At 57.3% G+C, this 16031-nt stretch carries 14 protein-coding genes; 13 read left to right on the top strand and 1 reads right to left on the bottom strand.

Going from position 1 to position 16031, the window contains the following annotated elements; translation table 11 throughout:
* Positions 1-2 precede the first annotated feature (2 nt).
* Genes ACFQZG_RS22245 through ACFQZG_RS22230 form a run of 4 tightly spaced genes read left to right on the top strand, consistent with a single transcriptional unit; the run spans position 3 to position 4285 of the window.
* On the top strand, positions 3-1634 hold the full coding sequence (locus ACFQZG_RS22245) for a response regulator (RefSeq protein WP_378156557.1): 1632 nt from the start codon (positions 3-5) through the stop codon (positions 1632-1634).
* A 30-nt stretch (positions 1635-1664) separates the two neighbouring features.
* Positions 1665-2774, top strand: coding sequence for a glycoside hydrolase family 88 protein (locus ACFQZG_RS22240; protein ID WP_378156555.1), 1110 nt, complete (start codon positions 1665-1667; stop codon positions 2772-2774).
* Between the two features lie 33 nt (positions 2775-2807).
* Entirely contained in the window at positions 2808-3521 is a 714-nt protein-coding gene (locus ACFQZG_RS22235) for a GDSL-type esterase/lipase family protein (RefSeq protein WP_378156553.1), read from the top strand.
* 20 nt (positions 3522-3541) lie between these two features.
* Positions 3542-4285, top strand: coding sequence for a hypothetical protein (locus tag ACFQZG_RS22230; protein WP_378156551.1), 744 nt, complete (start codon positions 3542-3544; stop codon positions 4283-4285).
* Between the two features lie 104 nt (positions 4286-4389).
* On the opposite strand, the gene ACFQZG_RS22225 is transcribed toward ACFQZG_RS22230, so the two are convergent.
* Complete coding sequence (locus tag ACFQZG_RS22225) at positions 4390-4971, bottom strand: GbsR/MarR family transcriptional regulator (protein WP_378156549.1); 582 nt, start codon at positions 4969-4971, stop codon at positions 4390-4392.
* A 186-nt stretch (positions 4972-5157) separates the two neighbouring features.
* Here ACFQZG_RS22225 and ACFQZG_RS22220 point away from each other — a divergent pair, with 186 nt between their 5' ends.
* From ACFQZG_RS22220 to ACFQZG_RS22180, 9 genes are all read left to right on the top strand, one after another.
* Positions 5158-6039: a carbohydrate ABC transporter permease gene (locus tag ACFQZG_RS22220; protein ID WP_378156547.1), complete on the top strand. Its 882-nt coding sequence runs from the start codon at positions 5158-5160 to the stop codon at positions 6037-6039.
* A 28-nt stretch (positions 6040-6067) separates the two neighbouring features.
* Positions 6068-6910 (top strand): carbohydrate ABC transporter permease, encoded by an 843-nt coding sequence (locus ACFQZG_RS22215; protein WP_378156545.1) that lies wholly within the window; start codon positions 6068-6070, stop codon positions 6908-6910.
* A 69-nt stretch (positions 6911-6979) separates the two neighbouring features.
* A complete protein-coding gene (locus ACFQZG_RS22210) occupies positions 6980-8359 on the top strand; it encodes an ABC transporter substrate-binding protein (protein ID WP_378156543.1) in 1380 nt (459 codons plus the stop codon).
* A gap of 10 nt (positions 8360-8369) precedes the next feature.
* On the top strand, positions 8370-9170 hold the full coding sequence (locus tag ACFQZG_RS22205; protein ID WP_378156542.1) for an HAD family hydrolase: 801 nt from the start codon (positions 8370-8372) through the stop codon (positions 9168-9170).
* A gap of 14 nt (positions 9171-9184) precedes the next feature.
* Positions 9185-9508 carry a DMT family transporter gene (locus ACFQZG_RS22200; RefSeq protein WP_378156540.1) on the top strand — a complete coding sequence of 108 codons (324 nt, stop codon included), beginning with the start codon at positions 9185-9187 and terminating at the stop codon, positions 9506-9508.
* Between the two features lie 30 nt (positions 9509-9538).
* Entirely contained in the window at positions 9539-10408 is an 870-nt protein-coding gene (locus ACFQZG_RS22195) for a metallophosphoesterase family protein (protein WP_378156539.1), read from the top strand.
* Between the two features lie 203 nt (positions 10409-10611).
* Positions 10612-12483, top strand: coding sequence for a heparinase II/III domain-containing protein (locus ACFQZG_RS22190; protein WP_378156537.1), 1872 nt, complete (start codon positions 10612-10614; stop codon positions 12481-12483).
* A 15-nt stretch (positions 12484-12498) separates the two neighbouring features.
* Positions 12499-14256 carry a sensor histidine kinase gene (locus ACFQZG_RS22185; RefSeq protein WP_378156535.1) on the top strand — a complete coding sequence of 586 codons (1758 nt, stop codon included), beginning with the start codon at positions 12499-12501 and terminating at the stop codon, positions 14254-14256.
* Complete coding sequence (locus ACFQZG_RS22180; RefSeq protein WP_378156533.1) at positions 14256-15866, top strand: response regulator transcription factor; 1611 nt, start codon at positions 14256-14258, stop codon at positions 15864-15866. The genes ACFQZG_RS22185 and ACFQZG_RS22180 overlap by 1 nt, the downstream gene beginning before the upstream one ends.
* The last annotated feature ends 165 nt before the right edge of the window (positions 15867-16031 follow it).

Here is a 16031-nt window from a genome sequence, read left to right as displayed (position 1 = left end):
CCATGTATTCGTTGTTAATCGTCGACGATCATAAGCATCAAGTGGAATCCCTGGCGACGACCATGCCTTGGGATCAATTCGGGATCACGACGATCCATAAGGCTTACAACGGCCATAGCGCGATGGAGATCATGCGCGACCATCCGATCGATATTCTTATTACGGATATTCGCATGCCGGGAATGTCGGGCCTGGAGCTCATTCAATACGTCAACGATCACCGGCTGGGGATCAACTGCATTCTGCTGACGGGTTACGCGGAATTCGAGTATGCCAAGAAGGCGATCGAGCTGAACGCCATCGATTACTTCATTAAGCCGGTGCGGGACGAAGTCATTCTGGCGACGGTCGGCCGAATCGTGGAGAAGCGCAACAACGAACGTCAGCAGGAACGGCATCTCGAATATACGACGTCCGTCGTGCATCGGAACTTGCCGCTCCTGAAGGAGAATCTGTTGCTCGATCTGTTGCAAGAGCGCGGCTTGTCCAAGAGCGAACTGGCGGATAAGCTCGGCATGTATCGCATCCCGTTCGCGGATGGCGATATCGTCAGAATCGCGGCGATCAAGCTCGATCCGTCGTTCTACGATTCCTATAGCGCGGAAGACATGAAGCTGTTCGAGTTCGCCGTCTTGAACATGGCGGAGGAGCTCTTGTCGGCGCACTTCCATACGTGGACGTGCAAGACCCAACAAGGCAATCTGGCGATGCTGCTCCTGCCGGCATCCGAGGACGGTACGCGCGTAGCCGAGTGGACGTCCGCGCAGGAGAAATTGCTCGTTGCGCTCGCGCACAAGCTCGCCGAGAACGTCGATCAGTATTTGCGGGGCAACATCTCGGTCTACCTCTCGAATCCGGCGATTTTTCCGACGGGAATCTATGCGGCCTATTCTTCCATCGTCGCGAGCTGGATGAAGTCGAATCCGCAAGGAGCCGTCGTGACGACGCCCGAGGCGAGCGCGCCGCGGCCGATCAAGCCGCTGAAGTCCCTCTATCAATCTCCGATGATCATCCAGTTGATGGATAACGGGAACGAAGACAAGCTGCACGAGCGATTGGCGGACATCTTCGGCGAGCTGGAAGACGCGCACGCGGATTCGCAGGCGCACTTGCGCGAGGCTTACTTGCACTTGTTAAGCTGCTTCACGTACTTGGCGCATAAGAAAGGAATCGTCCTGGAGGATATCGTCGGAACGTCCACCGGCCGGGCGGAGAACAAGGCGATTCACTCGGCGAAGCTTCTGCGAACTTGGAGCCATATTATTCTGGACGCCTTGTTCAACAAGGACCGTTTCGAGCCGCTGCAGGCGGACGAGAATCATCGGCAACTCGTGGGCAAGATCCATGCCTATATCGACCTTAATCTCGGGAAGGACGTCACGCTACAGTCGATCGGAGATTCCGTCTATTTGAACGGAATTTACGTCTCGCAGATCTACAAGGAGATCACGGGAGAGAACCTGAGCGAATACATCCTGCGGACGCGGATGGAGCGGGCGAAGACGCTGCTCGTGGAGTCGTCGTCCAAGATCTACGAGATTACGGAGAAGGTCGGGTATCAGAGTCCGCAGCATTTCATCAGAACCTTCAAGAAGTATTACGGCGTGACGCCCGAATACTATCGGAAGAGGTAACGCAATCGATCATGTCGGGGGAATCGGACGATGGCACAGGCGCATTGGGTAGAAGAAGCATGTCGGCAAGCGATCGGTAAAATAGAGAGGACGAGCCTCTCCGTCGGGGCGACGTTCCCGAACGGCTCCGCGCACGGCCGTTACGAGAAGACGCCGCCGCACGATTGGGTCGTCGGATTCTGGCCCGGGTTGCTGTGGTTGGCCTACCGGGAGACGAATAACGAGCAGCTGAAGGAATTGGCCGTCGACTGCGAACGGCAGATCAGCCGAACGCTGTGGGAGTTCGAGCAACTGCATCACGATGTCGGCTTCATGTTCGAATTAAGCAGCATCAATCAATACGAGACGACGCAAGACGCGGAAGCGAAGCGGCACGCGCTCATGGCCGCAAGCTTGCTGGCCGGAAGGTTCAATCCGGCGGGCGAATTCATACGAGCGTGGCCGAACTGGGGCGGGGAAGATCATAGCGGATGGGCGATTATCGATTGCCTGATGAATCTGCCGCTGCTCTACTGGGCGTCCCGGGAGATCGAAGATCCGAGATATCGGCTCATCGCCGAGCGTCATGCGAATACGGTGCTTCGGGAGTTCGTGCAGGACGACGGTTCCGTTCACCATATCGTCAGCTTCGACCCGGCAACCGGGGAGCGGATCAAGGCAATCGGGGGGCAAGGCTATGCCGCGGACTCGGCTTGGGCAAGAGGGGCTGCGTGGGCTTTGTACGGCTTCGCGTTGAGCTATGCCCATACGGGGAAGGACGAGTACTTGCAGGCTTCCAAGAAAGTCGCCGGTTTCTTCCTGGGCCATTTGCCTGAAGACAAGGTGCCTTATTGGGACTTCAAGCTGCCGAGCATAGACGAGCATACGCCTCGGGATTCCTCCGCGGCGGCGATCGCGGCGTCGGGGCTGCTGGATCTGGCAGCCGCGTTGCCCGAAGAGGAAGGGGAGGCGTATAAGCAGCAGGCCGAAGCGATTCTCTATTCGCTGTACCGCGATTACGGCGCATGGGATTCGGAGGAGGAAGCGTTGCTGCTGCACGCCACGGGGTATTACGCCGCTGGCGTGTATGTGGATGCGCCTCTGATCTATGGGGATTATTATTTCGTTGAAGCTTTGTTAAAATTGAAGAAATCTTGGTAATAGAAAATTACTCGAATGGATGGGAACTTATCAATGACGACGACGCAACGAATCGAGATCGTAAGACCCGGGTTCTTCGCCACGGGAGCCGCGGCGGATAGCCGCAGAGGAGAGTTCGATATCGGCAACGAGATTCTGCTCGCGCACGGCGTGCCCGTCGACTTCGTGTTCATCGGCGATTCGATTACGCATATGTGGGAGCTGAACGCCTACTTCGGCCGCGGCGGCCAGTTCATCGTGAATCGCGGCATCGGCGGCGACATCAGCAGCCACGTCCTCAGAAGATTCGATGCCGACGTCATTCAACTGAAGCCGAAGCACGTCGTCATCAAGATCGGCGTGAACAACTTCTGGGCAATGGATGGCTGGACCGCGCAAGATCGGAAGACCGCGGCGCAGATCATTCCCGGCATTGCGGACGATATTCGCGAGATGGCGAAGAAGGCGAACGAGAACGGGATTACGCCGATCGTCTGCTCCGTGCTTCCGACGAATATGCCGCAATCGGGCCATGATGCTGCTCGCAACTTGGGGATTATCGATCTGAATGGGAAGTTGCGGACGATCGCCGAAGAAGAAGGCGCGATCTACGTGGACTATCATTCGCGGATGACGACGGAGGACGGCAGCAAGCTTCGCGACGGGCTGGCCGACGACGGGCTTCACCCTCACGTGGTCGGATATGATATTATGGCGGAGACGTTAAGAGAGACGTTGAGCGGGAAGGGCATTGTTATCGGGGGCTGAAGTTACAAGGAGGGACGACATTGAGGGCGACTCAAGATGTTCTTCAAGTGTGGAGGAAGTTCGATGACTTCCCGATGGAAACGATAACGAAGGCTTGGTATTATCAGATTGCTTCAGACCGCAAGCAAAGAACCGTTGAATTAATGAGAATGCATCGAGACCAATATGGCCTGTCGGGAAATTGCTATGACCTCGCCATATGGCTGATCGACGAGTTCAGGAGGAGTCATCTGCATTGCTATGCGATCTTGACTCCTCACCTCCATGTGGCTGTCGTCGTTATCAATGAAGAAGGAAGCAAGTACTTATGCGATCTGGGCGATCAATGGATCGAACCGATCTTGATCGACCGGCAACATGAACACTACACGGAAGAGTTCCTGGACGGATTCTTCCCAGGCAGCTCAATTCAACTGAACAACCAATCGGATCATCTCGTAGTTACGTATAAGAGACCGAACGGTAAGCGGAGTCGGCAGACGTTTAAGTTGACTCCAGTTTCCGATGATGCGTTGTTAGCTGCCGGAGAGAAGACGCAGCGGAAGTTAAGAACCCCGCTCGTTGAAATGCGATTGTTCGCGGAAGATCAAGTTGCCCATTGGGAGTTTGATCAATACCAAAGTTATACGAGCGATAATACCGGCAGGGTAGAAGAAGTTCAACTCTCTAGTATCGAGGAATGGGCCAGTCGAATAAGCAGAAATAGCGGCATGAGTGAAGAAATCGTGCTGCAGTCGTTGAGAGTTTATTCGGGGAGGTCATGAATCGATCGATTAATTAACCGCCTTGATGAGAGGCGGTTTTCTTTTTGGGTGGAAATAGGCATGTGCATGAACCTGAAGCCGATCGTTGAATCGCATGGGCCGTCTCAAAGATCATCGGAAGATGATCCGAGAGACGGTCCTTTTTGTTGCTCGAAAAACACTCCCGCCTGAAGATCGTTCACGAACCGTTGGAGCCATTCGTAGTAGCCGACCGCGTGCTTCAGCTTGTGCAGGTCTTGAAGGCAGAGCTTGCGTTCCTCTTCCGGCGTGCCGGAGTCCAGGATCACCTCGGTCAACTCGGGTATGGCGGCTTCGATGGCACCGCGCATCACGTCGACTTCTCGCTGAAGCTTGACGGCGAAGAAGTTGCGGAACGCCTGGAAGAAGTCCTTCTCGGCCGCATACAAGTCCTTCCGTTCCTCCTTCTCCTTCAGCTTGGTTACCATCTTGGCGTCCAAGAGCGACCGAACGGCGTAGCTCATGTTGCTCTTGCTCATGTTCATGCAGCTTTGCATGTCTTCTAACGTCATCGGTTTATCCTCGAAATACATAATGCCGTAGAGTTGCCCGAACGTATAATTGGCGCCGTACAAGTCCATCGTCTCCGCGATCGCGTCGATGACCCGATGGCGAATCGACTCCCGAGGTACCGACGGTGCCGTCAGGCTGCTGCTCGCTTTTTTCACGAATGAATCTCCTTCGCACGATTTAACAGAAAGTTAATGGTCTCCTAGACGAGCTTTAACCATCCAAGATTCGTTCTATCGTACAATATTTTTTGAACAGACGAGTAATTCAGCCTTTAACTACGACTATTATACCGAAGATTAAGGAATTTTTGAATCATTCTGAAGGAGGTTTTCCATCGGTTCATGAGACGGACAAGGCTCGCCTCGGAGGGGAAAGCGCTGCTGTTCACGTTGCCGGCGATGATTCCACTCAGTCTATTCTGGTTCTATCCGCTCGTCTATGTCATTTACCTCAGCTTCACGGAATGGGATTTCATGAGTCCGGACAAAACGTTCGTCGGGTTCGACAATTATCGGTACCTGTTCGACAATCCGGAATTCTATCAAACGCTTCGGGTCACGTTGCTATTCTGCGTCGGAAGCGTCATACCGGTCATGGCCGCCGGGTTAGGCCTCGCGCTGCTGTTAGGCCGCAAGAGAAGGGGGGGCGCGATCTATCGAACGCTGATCTTCTCGCCGTGGGTGACGCCGACCGTTGCCGTGTCGATCGTCTGGTCCTGGATTTACGAGCCGGACGTCGGATTGGCGAACAACGTGCTGCACGTCTTCGGATCGTCCGGCATTCGCTGGCTGGAGGATCCGAATTGGGCGCTCGTCAGCGTCCTCGTCGTCACCGTCTGGAAATCCGCGGGCTGGAGCATGATCTTCTATCTGGTGGCGATCGGCAACGTCCCTCCGGATTATACGGAAGCGGCCGAGCTCGACGGAGCCAACGGCTGGAACAAATTCCGCCACGTCACGCTGCCGCTCATCTCGCCGACGACGTTCTTCCTGTTCGTCGTCCTGACGATCTCGTCGCTGCAGGCGTACGACCAGATTAACGTATTGACGCAGGGCGGACCGGCCGGTTCGACCCGCACGATGCTTTACTTCTATTACTTGTCGGCTTTCGACGCCTTCCGGATCGGGGAAGCTTCCGCCGTCGCCATTCTGCTGATTGTCGGATGCGTCGCGCTGTCGGTGCTGTCGTTCTGGATCGGCCGCCGCACCGTCCATTACTCCTAATTCGCGAATCGAAAGGCAGGGATAACGCATGCCCCAACGCAGCGGCGTTCGCCGCATGCTCGCGCACGTGCTGCTCGCCGCAACCGCATTGTCGATGGCATTTCCTTTCTATTGGATGGCGACGAGCGCGCTCAAGACGAACGACGAGATCTGGCAGTTCCCTCCGACGCTATGGCCACATTCTCCGCTATGGAGCAATATAGCGGACGCCTGGGAAGCCGCGCCGTTCGCCCGCTATATCGGGAACAGCATTCTGGTCGCCTCGGTCATCGTCGTCATCCAGATCATCAACTCCGGGATGATGGCCTATGCCATGACGCATATGCCTTTCCGGTTGAAGAACGCGTTCACCGCGCTGATTCTCGTCGGCTACATGGTGCCGGTCACCGCGGTCTACTTGCCCGGTTACGTCGTGCTCAGCAACTTGGGTCTTCTGGATTCGTATGCCGGCATCATTCTCTCGAACAGCGTCAGCATTTTCTCGATCTTCCTGATCCGCCAAGCGTTCCTTCAAGTCTCGCACGAGCTGGTGGAGGCAGGGCAGATCGACGGCGCTTCTCATCTGCGCATTCTCTGGACGCTCGTATTCCCGTTGGCCCGTTCCTCCTTCGCGGTGCTGGCGCTCATCACTTTCATCGAGCAGTACAACAACTACTTCTGGCCGATGCTCATCACCAAGAATCCGGACTTGCAGCTCGTATCGGCCGGGCTGAGAAGCTTCTTCGTGCAAGGGGGTGCATACGGGCTCAAATGGCCGCTGATCATGGCCGCCAGCGCATTCACGATCCTGCCGCTGCTGGTTCTGTTCCTGCTGACGCAGAAAACGATTATGCAGAGCGTGAACCTGTCGGCCGGCGCTAGCAAAGGGTAACGCAATCGATAGAGAGATGGATACCGAAACGGATAGGAACCCATACCCATGAAAAGGTGGAGACAACGAATGACGATGAACATGAAGAAAACGACGGCGGGCCTTGCGCTTGCCGCCATCATGGCTTTAACGGCTTGCGGTTCGAATAACGAGGGCGAGGGCTCGGCGGCATCGCCTTCCGACACGGCTTCCTCGGAAGCGCCCGCTTCGGCATCCGAGACGGCATCCGCAACGCCGGAAGCGCCGAAAGAGCCGGTTACGATCGAGTTCTGGTACGGACTCGGCGGCAAGCTAGGCGAGAACATGCAGACGCTCATCGACAAGTTCAACGCATCGCAAAAGGAAGTCGTCGTGAAACCGGTCGTGCAAGGGGACTATTCGGAGACGGAGAAGAAGCTTCAAGCGGCGATCGCATCCGGCACCGTGCCGGCAGCCGTCCTGTCGTCGAACGTGGATTGGGCTCGCAAAGGTTACTACGCTTCCTTGGACGAGCTGATTGCGGCATCCGCCGATTTCAAATCGGACGACTTGATTCCGACTTTCCTCGAACAGGGCAAGGTGGACGGCAAGCAGTACTTCCTGCCGATGTACGGCACGACGCAAGTGATGTATTACCGCAAGGACGCGCTGGAGAAAGCGGGCCTGAAGCCGGAGGACCTGACGACCTGGGAAGCGTTGGCGAAGGCAGCCGAGAAGATGGCCGCCAAGGAAGGCGGCAAGACGACGTTCTATGGCTGGGAGCCGATGTGGGGCTACGAGAACATGATGGACGCGGTGCTCGGCAAAGGCGGCAAAGTGCTGAGCGACGACGGCAAGACGGTGCTCGTCGACTCACCGGAATGGGTGGACACGTGGGAGCTGTTCCGCAAGTGGATTCATGACGACCGAATCATGCGCATTCATTCCGGCGGACAAGGCTGGGAGTATTGGTACAAGACGATCGACGACGTCATGAAAGGCCAAGCGGCCGGTTACATCGGCTCGAGCGGCGACCAGGGCGATCTGGACTTCTCGATCGTCGGCGCGATGGAGCAGCCGGGTTGGGAAGGCGTCGGCGCGGGTAAGCCGGTAGCGCAGGCGATCATGGCGGGTATTCCGGCGAAGGCTGGCAAGGAGCAGCAAGAAGCGGCATTCAAGTGGTTCCAGTACTTCATGAGCTCGGAGAATACGGCGTCCTGGTCGATGAACACCGGCTATATCGCGGTGCGCCAGTCCGCGCAGCAGGATCCGGCGTTCGTGGAATACAGCAAGACGAATCCGCAAATCACGATCCCGCTGAAGCAAGCGGCGCATGGCTCTTCGCCGTTCATGGATCCGACCGGAGGCAAGATCGCCGACGCGCTGAAGGTGGCCGCGGACAACGTCCAAATCAAGAATATGCCGGCCGCGCAAGCTTTGAAGGCGGCGAAGGAAACCGCGCAGCGAGAGCTGGATCGCCTGAACAAGTAGGAGGAAGAGCATGCCGATTCTGCATGCGGCGGGCGCGTCCTATCGGATAGACGGCGTGCTATTCGATAAGGACGGGACGCTGCTGGATTTCATTCATACGTGGGGGAACTGGAGCGAGCGCTTGCTCGCCAAGTTCTCCGCTTTGCTTCTGGAGAGAGGACTTCCGCCCGTCGGCGTCGATCTGGACGCGTTGTGGGGCGCTCTCCGCGCGGAAGACGGCTTCGTCGCCGATTACGATCGGAGGGGACCGTTAGCCATGGGAACCGTGAACGACATGCTGATCATTCTCGCTTGGCAAGGCTATCGGGCCGGCTTGTCCTGGGCGGAGGCGAAGACGCTCGCGGCGGATGCCAAGCGATGGGCGGACGAGCAACTGGATGCGACCCGTTCGGTTCGCTTGCTTCCGGGCGTGCTGGATTTCCTCGAGGCGTGCCGCCTCGTCGGGCTGCGGCTCGCCGTCGTGACCGCCGACGAGACCGAAGCGGCCGTCAAGCACCTGGAATGGCTCGGCATCCGCGAGCGGTTCGCCGCGATTATCGGAACGGACCAAGTGGAACGAGGGAAGCCTTATCCCGATATGGCCGTGCTCGCTTGCGAACGACTGGGCTTGCGCGACGGACGATTCGCGGTCATCGGAGATACAGAGGGCGATATGAGCATGGGCAAGGAAGCCGGAGCCGCCGCGTCTATTCTGATCTCCGCATCCAACGCAACCGCCGCATCGTACGCTATCTCCGGTTCTAGCCATGCGGATGCGGTCGTCGCAACCTTACGGGAGCTGAATATCGCGAAGGAAGAGAGTCCGACATGAAGGGGGCGACATCCATGGGATGGCTCTTGCTGAGTTTGGCTATCGTCTTCGAGCTCTCCGGGACGATCTCGATGAAGCTGTCGGAGAGCTTTACCCGGCTTGTTCCTTCGCTCCTGATGTTCCTGTTCTACGGGATCAGCTTTACGTGCTTGAACTTCGCGTTGGGGTATATGGAGGTTGCCGCCGTCTACGCGATTTGGTCGGGCGTCGGCATCGTATTGATTACGATCGCGGGTTACTTGATCTTCCAAGAACGATTGCCGCTCGGCTCGATGCTATGGATCGGAATCATCATCGTCGGCGTCATCGGCTTGAATATAAGCAAGAACGGGCATTGAACATTCATTCGGCATAAGGGAGGGGACTTCATGAGGCAAGAAGGAGCCAAACCTCGTCTCTCGTTCCAAGTCATTACCGATACGCACGTGACGGCCGATCCGGACCATCTCTATAACCGGAATTTCGAGCAAGCGTTAAGAGACATCGCGGCTAACGCGCCGGACAGCGTCGGCATCATGCACGCCGGAGACGTAACCGATCATGGCTTTCCCGGAGAATACGAAGAGTTTCGGCGAATCGGGGCGCTCCATGCGGAGAAGCTGCCCCCGATCTACGCGGCGACCGGCAATCACGACGTAGGGCTGGGCATCTGGGAATCGCGCATCGGGAGTTTCCTAATGGCGACGGGAATGTCGGCTGCCTACCACGAGCATCGGATCGAAGGGTATTCTTTTCTCTTCCTTGGGACCGAGCAAGGATTGGAGCTCTTCTGTCATCTGTCCGAGGAGCAGCTCGGCTGGCTGGATGCTCGATTGGAAGAGGCGGCATCGGCCGGCAAGCCGGCGTTCGTCTTTCTCCATCAACCACTGAAGAACACGACGGCCGGATCGATGGAAGGACAGAAGTGGTACGGGGTGACGCAGGACGTCGAGTTGAAAGCGGTCTTGGCGAAGCATCCCCGCGCCATTCTCTTCACCGGCCATGGGCATTGGGAGATGGAAGCCGCGCGCAATGCTTACGACGGCGAAGGGAAGCTTCCGGCCATGTTCAACGCGGCATCCGTTGCCTACCTGTGGACGGACGAGGACATCCGCAGGGAAGGCAGCCAAGGCTACTACGTCGAAGTTTACGAAGATCGAGTGCTGGTGAAGGGTAGGGATTTCGCCGCGGGAGCGTGGTTGGAATCGGCGCGGTACGAAGTGTCTCTATCGTCGCGCGCTTCCGTCAGCGAAGCTTGAACGGGTCGAGTCGAAAGTCAGTCTGCGCTGCGCAGGCTGACTTTTTTTCAATGAACCCGGAGCGGCACGCGTGCCATCCTAACCTCACAAAAACAATATTCAAGTCACGCTGCCCAATAGATTAAATGTACCCCCGAAGCTATACTAGGGTTGAAACGTAAATTGTCCGATGGCGATCGCTAACATCGCATGGAGGATCGATCATGAACGTGCTGCGCGTGCTAGAGGCATTAAGAGACGGGGAGCGGTCGGGCGGCGGCAGGAAGAAGCTGTTCGCCGAGGCTCGCAACCCGGATAAGTGGAAGGAAATCCGAGAGCAGCCATTCTACCGCGGCATGCTGGAGGAGCTTCGGCAATCCGGCGAGCAGTACATGGAGACGCCGATTCGCTCGTTGCGCTTCTCCGACTATAAGGGGTTCGATACGACGGGCGAGCGCAAGCCGTACGAACGGGAATATCTCGATCACCGGGGAAGGCTCAAGACGTTCGCGTTGCTATCATTGGTAGATGAAGATCCGATATATCTAGCGCAATTGGAAGACACGATATGGGCAATCTGCGACGAATATACGTGGAGCCTGCCTTCGCATATGGAAGGCGAGAGCTTGTCGATCATCGCCAAGCAGGACGTCTTCGGGAGACACGAGAACGCCAACGCCTATATGATGCGGGAGCAGGAGACGACGGTCGATCTGTTCGCGGGAGAGACGGCATTCGCTCTAGCGGAAATATGCGAGCTGCTCGAGGAGCGGCTCGCGCCGCTCGTCGTTCATCGGGCGAGGAAGCTCATTAAGGATAGGGTGCTCGCCTCCTACGGCGAGCTGAACCGCATGTTCTGGTGGGAGACGACAAGCATTAACTGGGCCGCGGTATGCGCGGGCACGACCGGTTCGGCCGCGCTCTATCTGATCGAGGACGCCGACGTGCTCGCGCCGATCGTGCGCCGGGTCATCGACACGATGGAGTGCTTCCTGAGCGGGTATGCCGAAGACGGCGCCTGCACGGAGGGACTCGGCTATTGGAATTACGGGTTCGGCTTCTTCGTCTACTTCGCGGAACTGTTAAGAGAGCGGACGAACGGGAGCATCGACCTGCTCCAAGGCGAGAAGCTGAAGCAGATCGCGCTGTTCCAGCAGAAGTGCTACTTGACCGGGAACGCCATCGTCAGCTATTCCGACGCGTCGCTCGCGGCGAACTTCCAGCCGGGATTGACGCACTACCTGAAATCCCGGTTCGAGGAAGTGGAGGCGCCGGACTTCCGTTACCGCACCCGGATCGACGACGATCACGCCCATCGCTGGGCGCACGCTGTCCGCAACTTCGCTTGGAGCGATCCGCGGCTGGAGACGAGCGAATTCAAGCCGTCGACGTATTACTTGAAGGACGCCCGGTGGATCATCTCCAGGGCGAGCGACGGCGGCAACCAAGCGTGCTTCTCCGCCAAAGGCGGCCACAACGGCGAGCCCCATAACCATAACGACGTCGGCTCGTTCCTCTTCCACGCGAACGGCGAGACGTTCTTGACCGACCCCGGATTGGGGGAATATACGAAGCAATATTTCGGTCCGGAGCGGTACGACTTCTTCGTCAACGGCTCCCAAGGCCATTCGGTGCCGATCATCGACGGGACGCATCAAGGAGCGGGCAAGTCGTACAGCGACAACGATACGATCGCTTCCTCGACGGATGAGGAAGATACGTTCGAGCTGGATCTGGCCGGCGCTTACGCGCACGACGGCTTGATCCGCTTGGCTCGCAAGCTCGTCTTCCGCAAGCAGGGGAAGCTCGGTCTCGCTTTGACGGATGCGTACGCGTTCTCGCGGAAGCCGTCCGAAGTCGTGGAACGGTTCGTCACGTTCTGCCGGCCGCGAATCGTCGAACCGGGGCAAGTGCTACTTCAGGGCGAACGCGGCGCATTGCTGATTCGCTTCGACCCGGAGCAACTTGATTGCAAGGTAGAGAGCCATACATTCATGAATCATCAAGCGAAGGCCCAAGACGCCTATAGCGTCGACCTGAGGCCGCGAAGCTTGAAGCCCAATATGACGGTTACGGTAGCGTTCGATCTCGTATAAGCAAGGAGATACCGGATGAAAAGATCGACGTTGCGAATTCAGCTCATACGCGGTTTCCTGGTCATCATGGTCAGTATGGCCGCGTTCTTGTTCTATGAGAACTATTACGCGATGAAGGTCGTGCGCGAGGAAGTGTCCCAGTCGACGAGCCGGGTGCTGTCGATTCAAAGCGCGCAAATCGATCAGACGCTCGAGGACGTGTCCAAGTACTTGCTGCGGCAGCTGCTGAGCAACGGGTCGAACAACGATCTGATCGCGCTGGACGCTTACCCGAAGGAGCACGGCGAGTATATCTACGCGAAGGTCCGCATCCAGTCGGCGATCGTGGAAGGCAACAGCGGCTTCGACAATATCCACTCGATCTTCGCGTACGCCGCGAGCAAGAACGATTTCGTCTTCTCCCAAACCTCCTACGAGCAAACCGAGAATCTCCGCGCGTTATTAGGCGAATGGATCGGCAGCGATACGTTCGCGGCCAATACGTGGCAAGTGATCCGCGACGATCGAGAGAATTACCTTGTCCGCGCCGATCGCGCGCCGAGCGGAGCGGCGGTATACATCGGGGCGATCATCCGGTTGAACGACCTGCTGACCTCGTTGCATAAGCTCGACAACGGCGAGCAATGGGACGCCATATTGCTCGATCGCGAGGGGCAGACGCTGACGAATTCGGCGATGCCGCAGGAGACGATGCTCGCGATCAACCGGAAGCTGCTGACGAACCCGCTCGCCTATCAGGTGTTCAAGAATCCGACCGACGACAAGAAGTATTTGCTCGTCAGCATGCCGTTCCGGCAAGCGCCGCTCAGCTTGGCCGCGATTACGCCGGAGAAGGAGTTGCTGCAGCAGCTGCCGTTCTTCCAATTCGTGATTTTCCTCATTCCGATCGTGCTGGTGTTCATCTTCTACTTCTACTCGCTCTTCATGAAACGGGTGCTGCTCAGTCCGTTGCACGGCTTGATCAAGGCGATGCGCAAGGTGATGGACGGGGAGATGGAAATCCAGGTGAAGGAAGCGAAGACGGAAGAGATCTACTTCCTGATTCAGACGTTTAACCGCATGGTGTCGCAGATGAAGCACCTCAAAATCAACGTGTACGAAGAGATGCTGAAGGCGCAGCAGGCGGAATTCAAGCATCTGCAGGCGCAGATCAACCCGCACTTCTACTTGAACTCTCTCAATATCATCTACAGCCTGTCTATTCTGGAAGAGAACGCGCTCATTCGGAAAATGACGGAGCTGCTCGTGGACTACTTCCGCTTCATCACCCGTTCGCACCGGGATACGGTGACGATCGACGAGGAGCTCGCGCACATTCGCAATTACTTGGAGATCCAGAAGCTGCGTTTTCCCGATAAGCTGACCTATTCGATCCGGGTGCCGGAGCCGCTCCGCGAGCGCGTCATCTTCCCGCTCATGATTCAGCCTTTCATCGAGAACGCGATCATTCACGGTATGGAGGAGTTGGATCCGTTCCATATCGAGATCGCGATCGATTACGCGGTGGACGGCTCGGGACGCATCGAGGTCGCGATACGGGATAACGGCAGAGGGTTCGCGCAGCATACGCTGTCGGCGTTCAACCAACTGCAATTCGGCGACGGCACGGGAGGGTCCAACCTCGGCGTATGGAACGTGCACCGGCGGCTTCAAGTCGTGTTCGGCGATCGGTTCGAGCTCGCGTTCGGCAGCCATTCGCCCAAGGGCGCGATCGTCGTTCTTCGTATACCCGAGCAAGCGAGCGAGACAGACAACCAGGGAGGCGTTGCCTAATGCTTCGATTGATGATCGTCGACGACGAGCTGTTCGCGGTGAAGGCATTGATGAAAGCCATCGACTTCGCGGCGCTCGGCATCGAGGAAGTGTACCAGGCTTCCGGGGCGACCGTCGCCAAGGATATTCTCGGCAAGCATCCGATCGATCTGATCGTGTGCGACATCGAGATGCCGGACGTCAGCGGACTCGCGTTGACGGAATGGGTGAACGAGCATTATCCGGATACGGAGACGATCTTCCTGACCGCGCACGCGGAATTCTCCTACGCCCAGAAGGCGGTGGAGCTCGCGAGCTTCGAATACTTGCTGAAGCCGGTCAAGCCGGATCAGCTCGTCGCCACCTTGAAGAGGGCGGCAGCCAAAGTGCAAGGAGAGCGCGACAGCGCCCGGATCGTGGAGGAGAACAAGAAGTACCAGAGCATGTGGGAGAGCCAGAAGACAGTCGTCATCGAGCGTTATTGGCAGAACGTGCTGGCCGGCCGCGTGGCGGTGACGGGCGACGGCTTGAAGGCGATCAACCTGCCGCTGCAGACGTCTTCGGCGCTGCTGCCGATCCAGATCAGCATCGAGCAATGGCAGCAAGACTTCGGCTCCCGCGACGAGGAGATCATGGAATACGCGCTTCGCAACGCGGCGACCGAGCTGATCATCGGAGCGCACGAGGGCAATATCATCAAGGATACGAGCGGCATTCTGCTCGTGCTCATCTACGGGAAGCCCGGCGTCGCGCTTCGTCCCGAAGAGCTCGTCGCCGCCTGCCGAACGTTCGCTGAAGCCTGCGAGCGATACTTCTATTGCAAGGTGTCGTGCTATATCGGCAACGAGACGACGATCTACGAGTTAACCGAGACGTGCCACCGGCTATTGGAGCTGGAGCAGGCGAACGTGTACGCGTCCCTGTCCGTACAGCTGTTAGGGGAGTCTACGGCGCCGGCGCAAGCGCGGAAGAAGCCGCCGATCGCGATCCCGTGGCCGGATTGGGTCGTGCTGTTCGAGACCGGCAACAAGAAGGAGCTCTTGAAGCGTCTCGACGGGCTGCTGGAAGCTTTTCCAGAAGAACGGGTCGACCGGGAGACCGCCAGCGCGCTCTATCATGCGCTCTCGCATATGATCTATTACGTCGCGCACCGGAACGGCATATCCGTCATGGGTTGGCAAGGGCTGAAGGAGCGTCACGTCGAGGCGGCGTCGATCCGGACGATCGCGCAGTTCAAGAGCTGGGCGGAGTGGCTGATCGATACGTCTTCGCGTTACTTGGACGCGCAGCGGAACGAGAGCTCCGTCATCATCGAGCGGGCGAAGCAATACATTATGACCAGCCTGAGGGAAGTGACCCGGGAGAGCGTCGCCGGACATATCCATCTGAATTCCGCCTATCTGTCCCGCCTGTTCAAGCGCGAGACCGGGCAATCGATCATCGACTATATCATTAACGCGAAGATGGAGCGCGCGAAGAGCCGATTGACGGCGACGAACACGAAGCTGCTCGACATCTGCGAGGAGATCGGGTACGAGAATTACTCGCATTTCGGGCAGGCGTTCAAGGCGAAGGTAGGGGTGTCGCCGCAGGAGTACAGGAAGCGGTATCAGCAAGTGGATATTGGTTAAGCGCTGGAAGCGCGATTCGATAAAAGATCAGAAGCCAAGGGTCTGTCAATAATTTTGTGTAAACTCTCTTATGGGAACCTCCCCCGAGGGGGAGAACGAAGCTCTTACGGCAGATATTGGCCAATTCGTTCTGGATAAAATACGGATAACTGGAGGAGAATTTGT

Origin of the sequence: Cohnella sp. GCM10027633 (genome assembly GCF_042675445.1) — a bacterium.
Taxonomy (GTDB): domain Bacteria; phylum Bacillota; class Bacilli; order Paenibacillales; family Paenibacillaceae; genus Cohnella.
The sequence above is the reverse complement of the archived record's forward strand: the minus strand, read 5'-3'. Positions and strand labels throughout refer to the sequence as shown.

What these genes read in the sequence shown, in the direction of transcription:
- ACFQZG_RS22180 (WP_378156533.1), top strand. Translation starts at nt 14,256, where the DNA reads ATGCTTCGATTGATGATCGTCGACGACGAGCTGTTCGCGGTGAAGGCA.
- ACFQZG_RS22190 (WP_378156537.1), top strand. Translation starts at nt 10,612, where the DNA reads ATGAACGTGCTGCGCGTGCTAGAGGCATTAAGAGACGGGGAGCGGTCG.
- ACFQZG_RS22205 (WP_378156542.1), top strand. Translation starts at nt 8,370, where the DNA reads ATGCCGATTCTGCATGCGGCGGGCGCGTCCTATCGGATAGACGGCGTG.
- ACFQZG_RS22210 (WP_378156543.1), top strand. Translation starts at nt 6,980, where the DNA reads ATGACGATGAACATGAAGAAAACGACGGCGGGCCTTGCGCTTGCCGCC.
- ACFQZG_RS22220 (WP_378156547.1), top strand. Translation starts at nt 5,158, where the DNA reads ATGAGACGGACAAGGCTCGCCTCGGAGGGGAAAGCGCTGCTGTTCACG.
- ACFQZG_RS22200 (WP_378156540.1), top strand. Translation starts at nt 9,185, where the DNA reads ATGGGATGGCTCTTGCTGAGTTTGGCTATCGTCTTCGAGCTCTCCGGG.
- ACFQZG_RS22185 (WP_378156535.1), top strand. Translation starts at nt 12,499, where the DNA reads ATGAAAAGATCGACGTTGCGAATTCAGCTCATACGCGGTTTCCTGGTC.
- ACFQZG_RS22215 (WP_378156545.1), top strand. Translation starts at nt 6,068, where the DNA reads ATGCCCCAACGCAGCGGCGTTCGCCGCATGCTCGCGCACGTGCTGCTC.
- ACFQZG_RS22195 (WP_378156539.1), top strand. Translation starts at nt 9,539, where the DNA reads ATGAGGCAAGAAGGAGCCAAACCTCGTCTCTCGTTCCAAGTCATTACC.
- ACFQZG_RS22245 (WP_378156557.1), top strand. Translation starts at nt 3, where the DNA reads ATGTATTCGTTGTTAATCGTCGACGATCATAAGCATCAAGTGGAATCC.
- ACFQZG_RS22240 (WP_378156555.1), top strand. Translation starts at nt 1,665, where the DNA reads ATGGCACAGGCGCATTGGGTAGAAGAAGCATGTCGGCAAGCGATCGGT.
- ACFQZG_RS22235 (WP_378156553.1), top strand. Translation starts at nt 2,808, where the DNA reads ATGACGACGACGCAACGAATCGAGATCGTAAGACCCGGGTTCTTCGCC.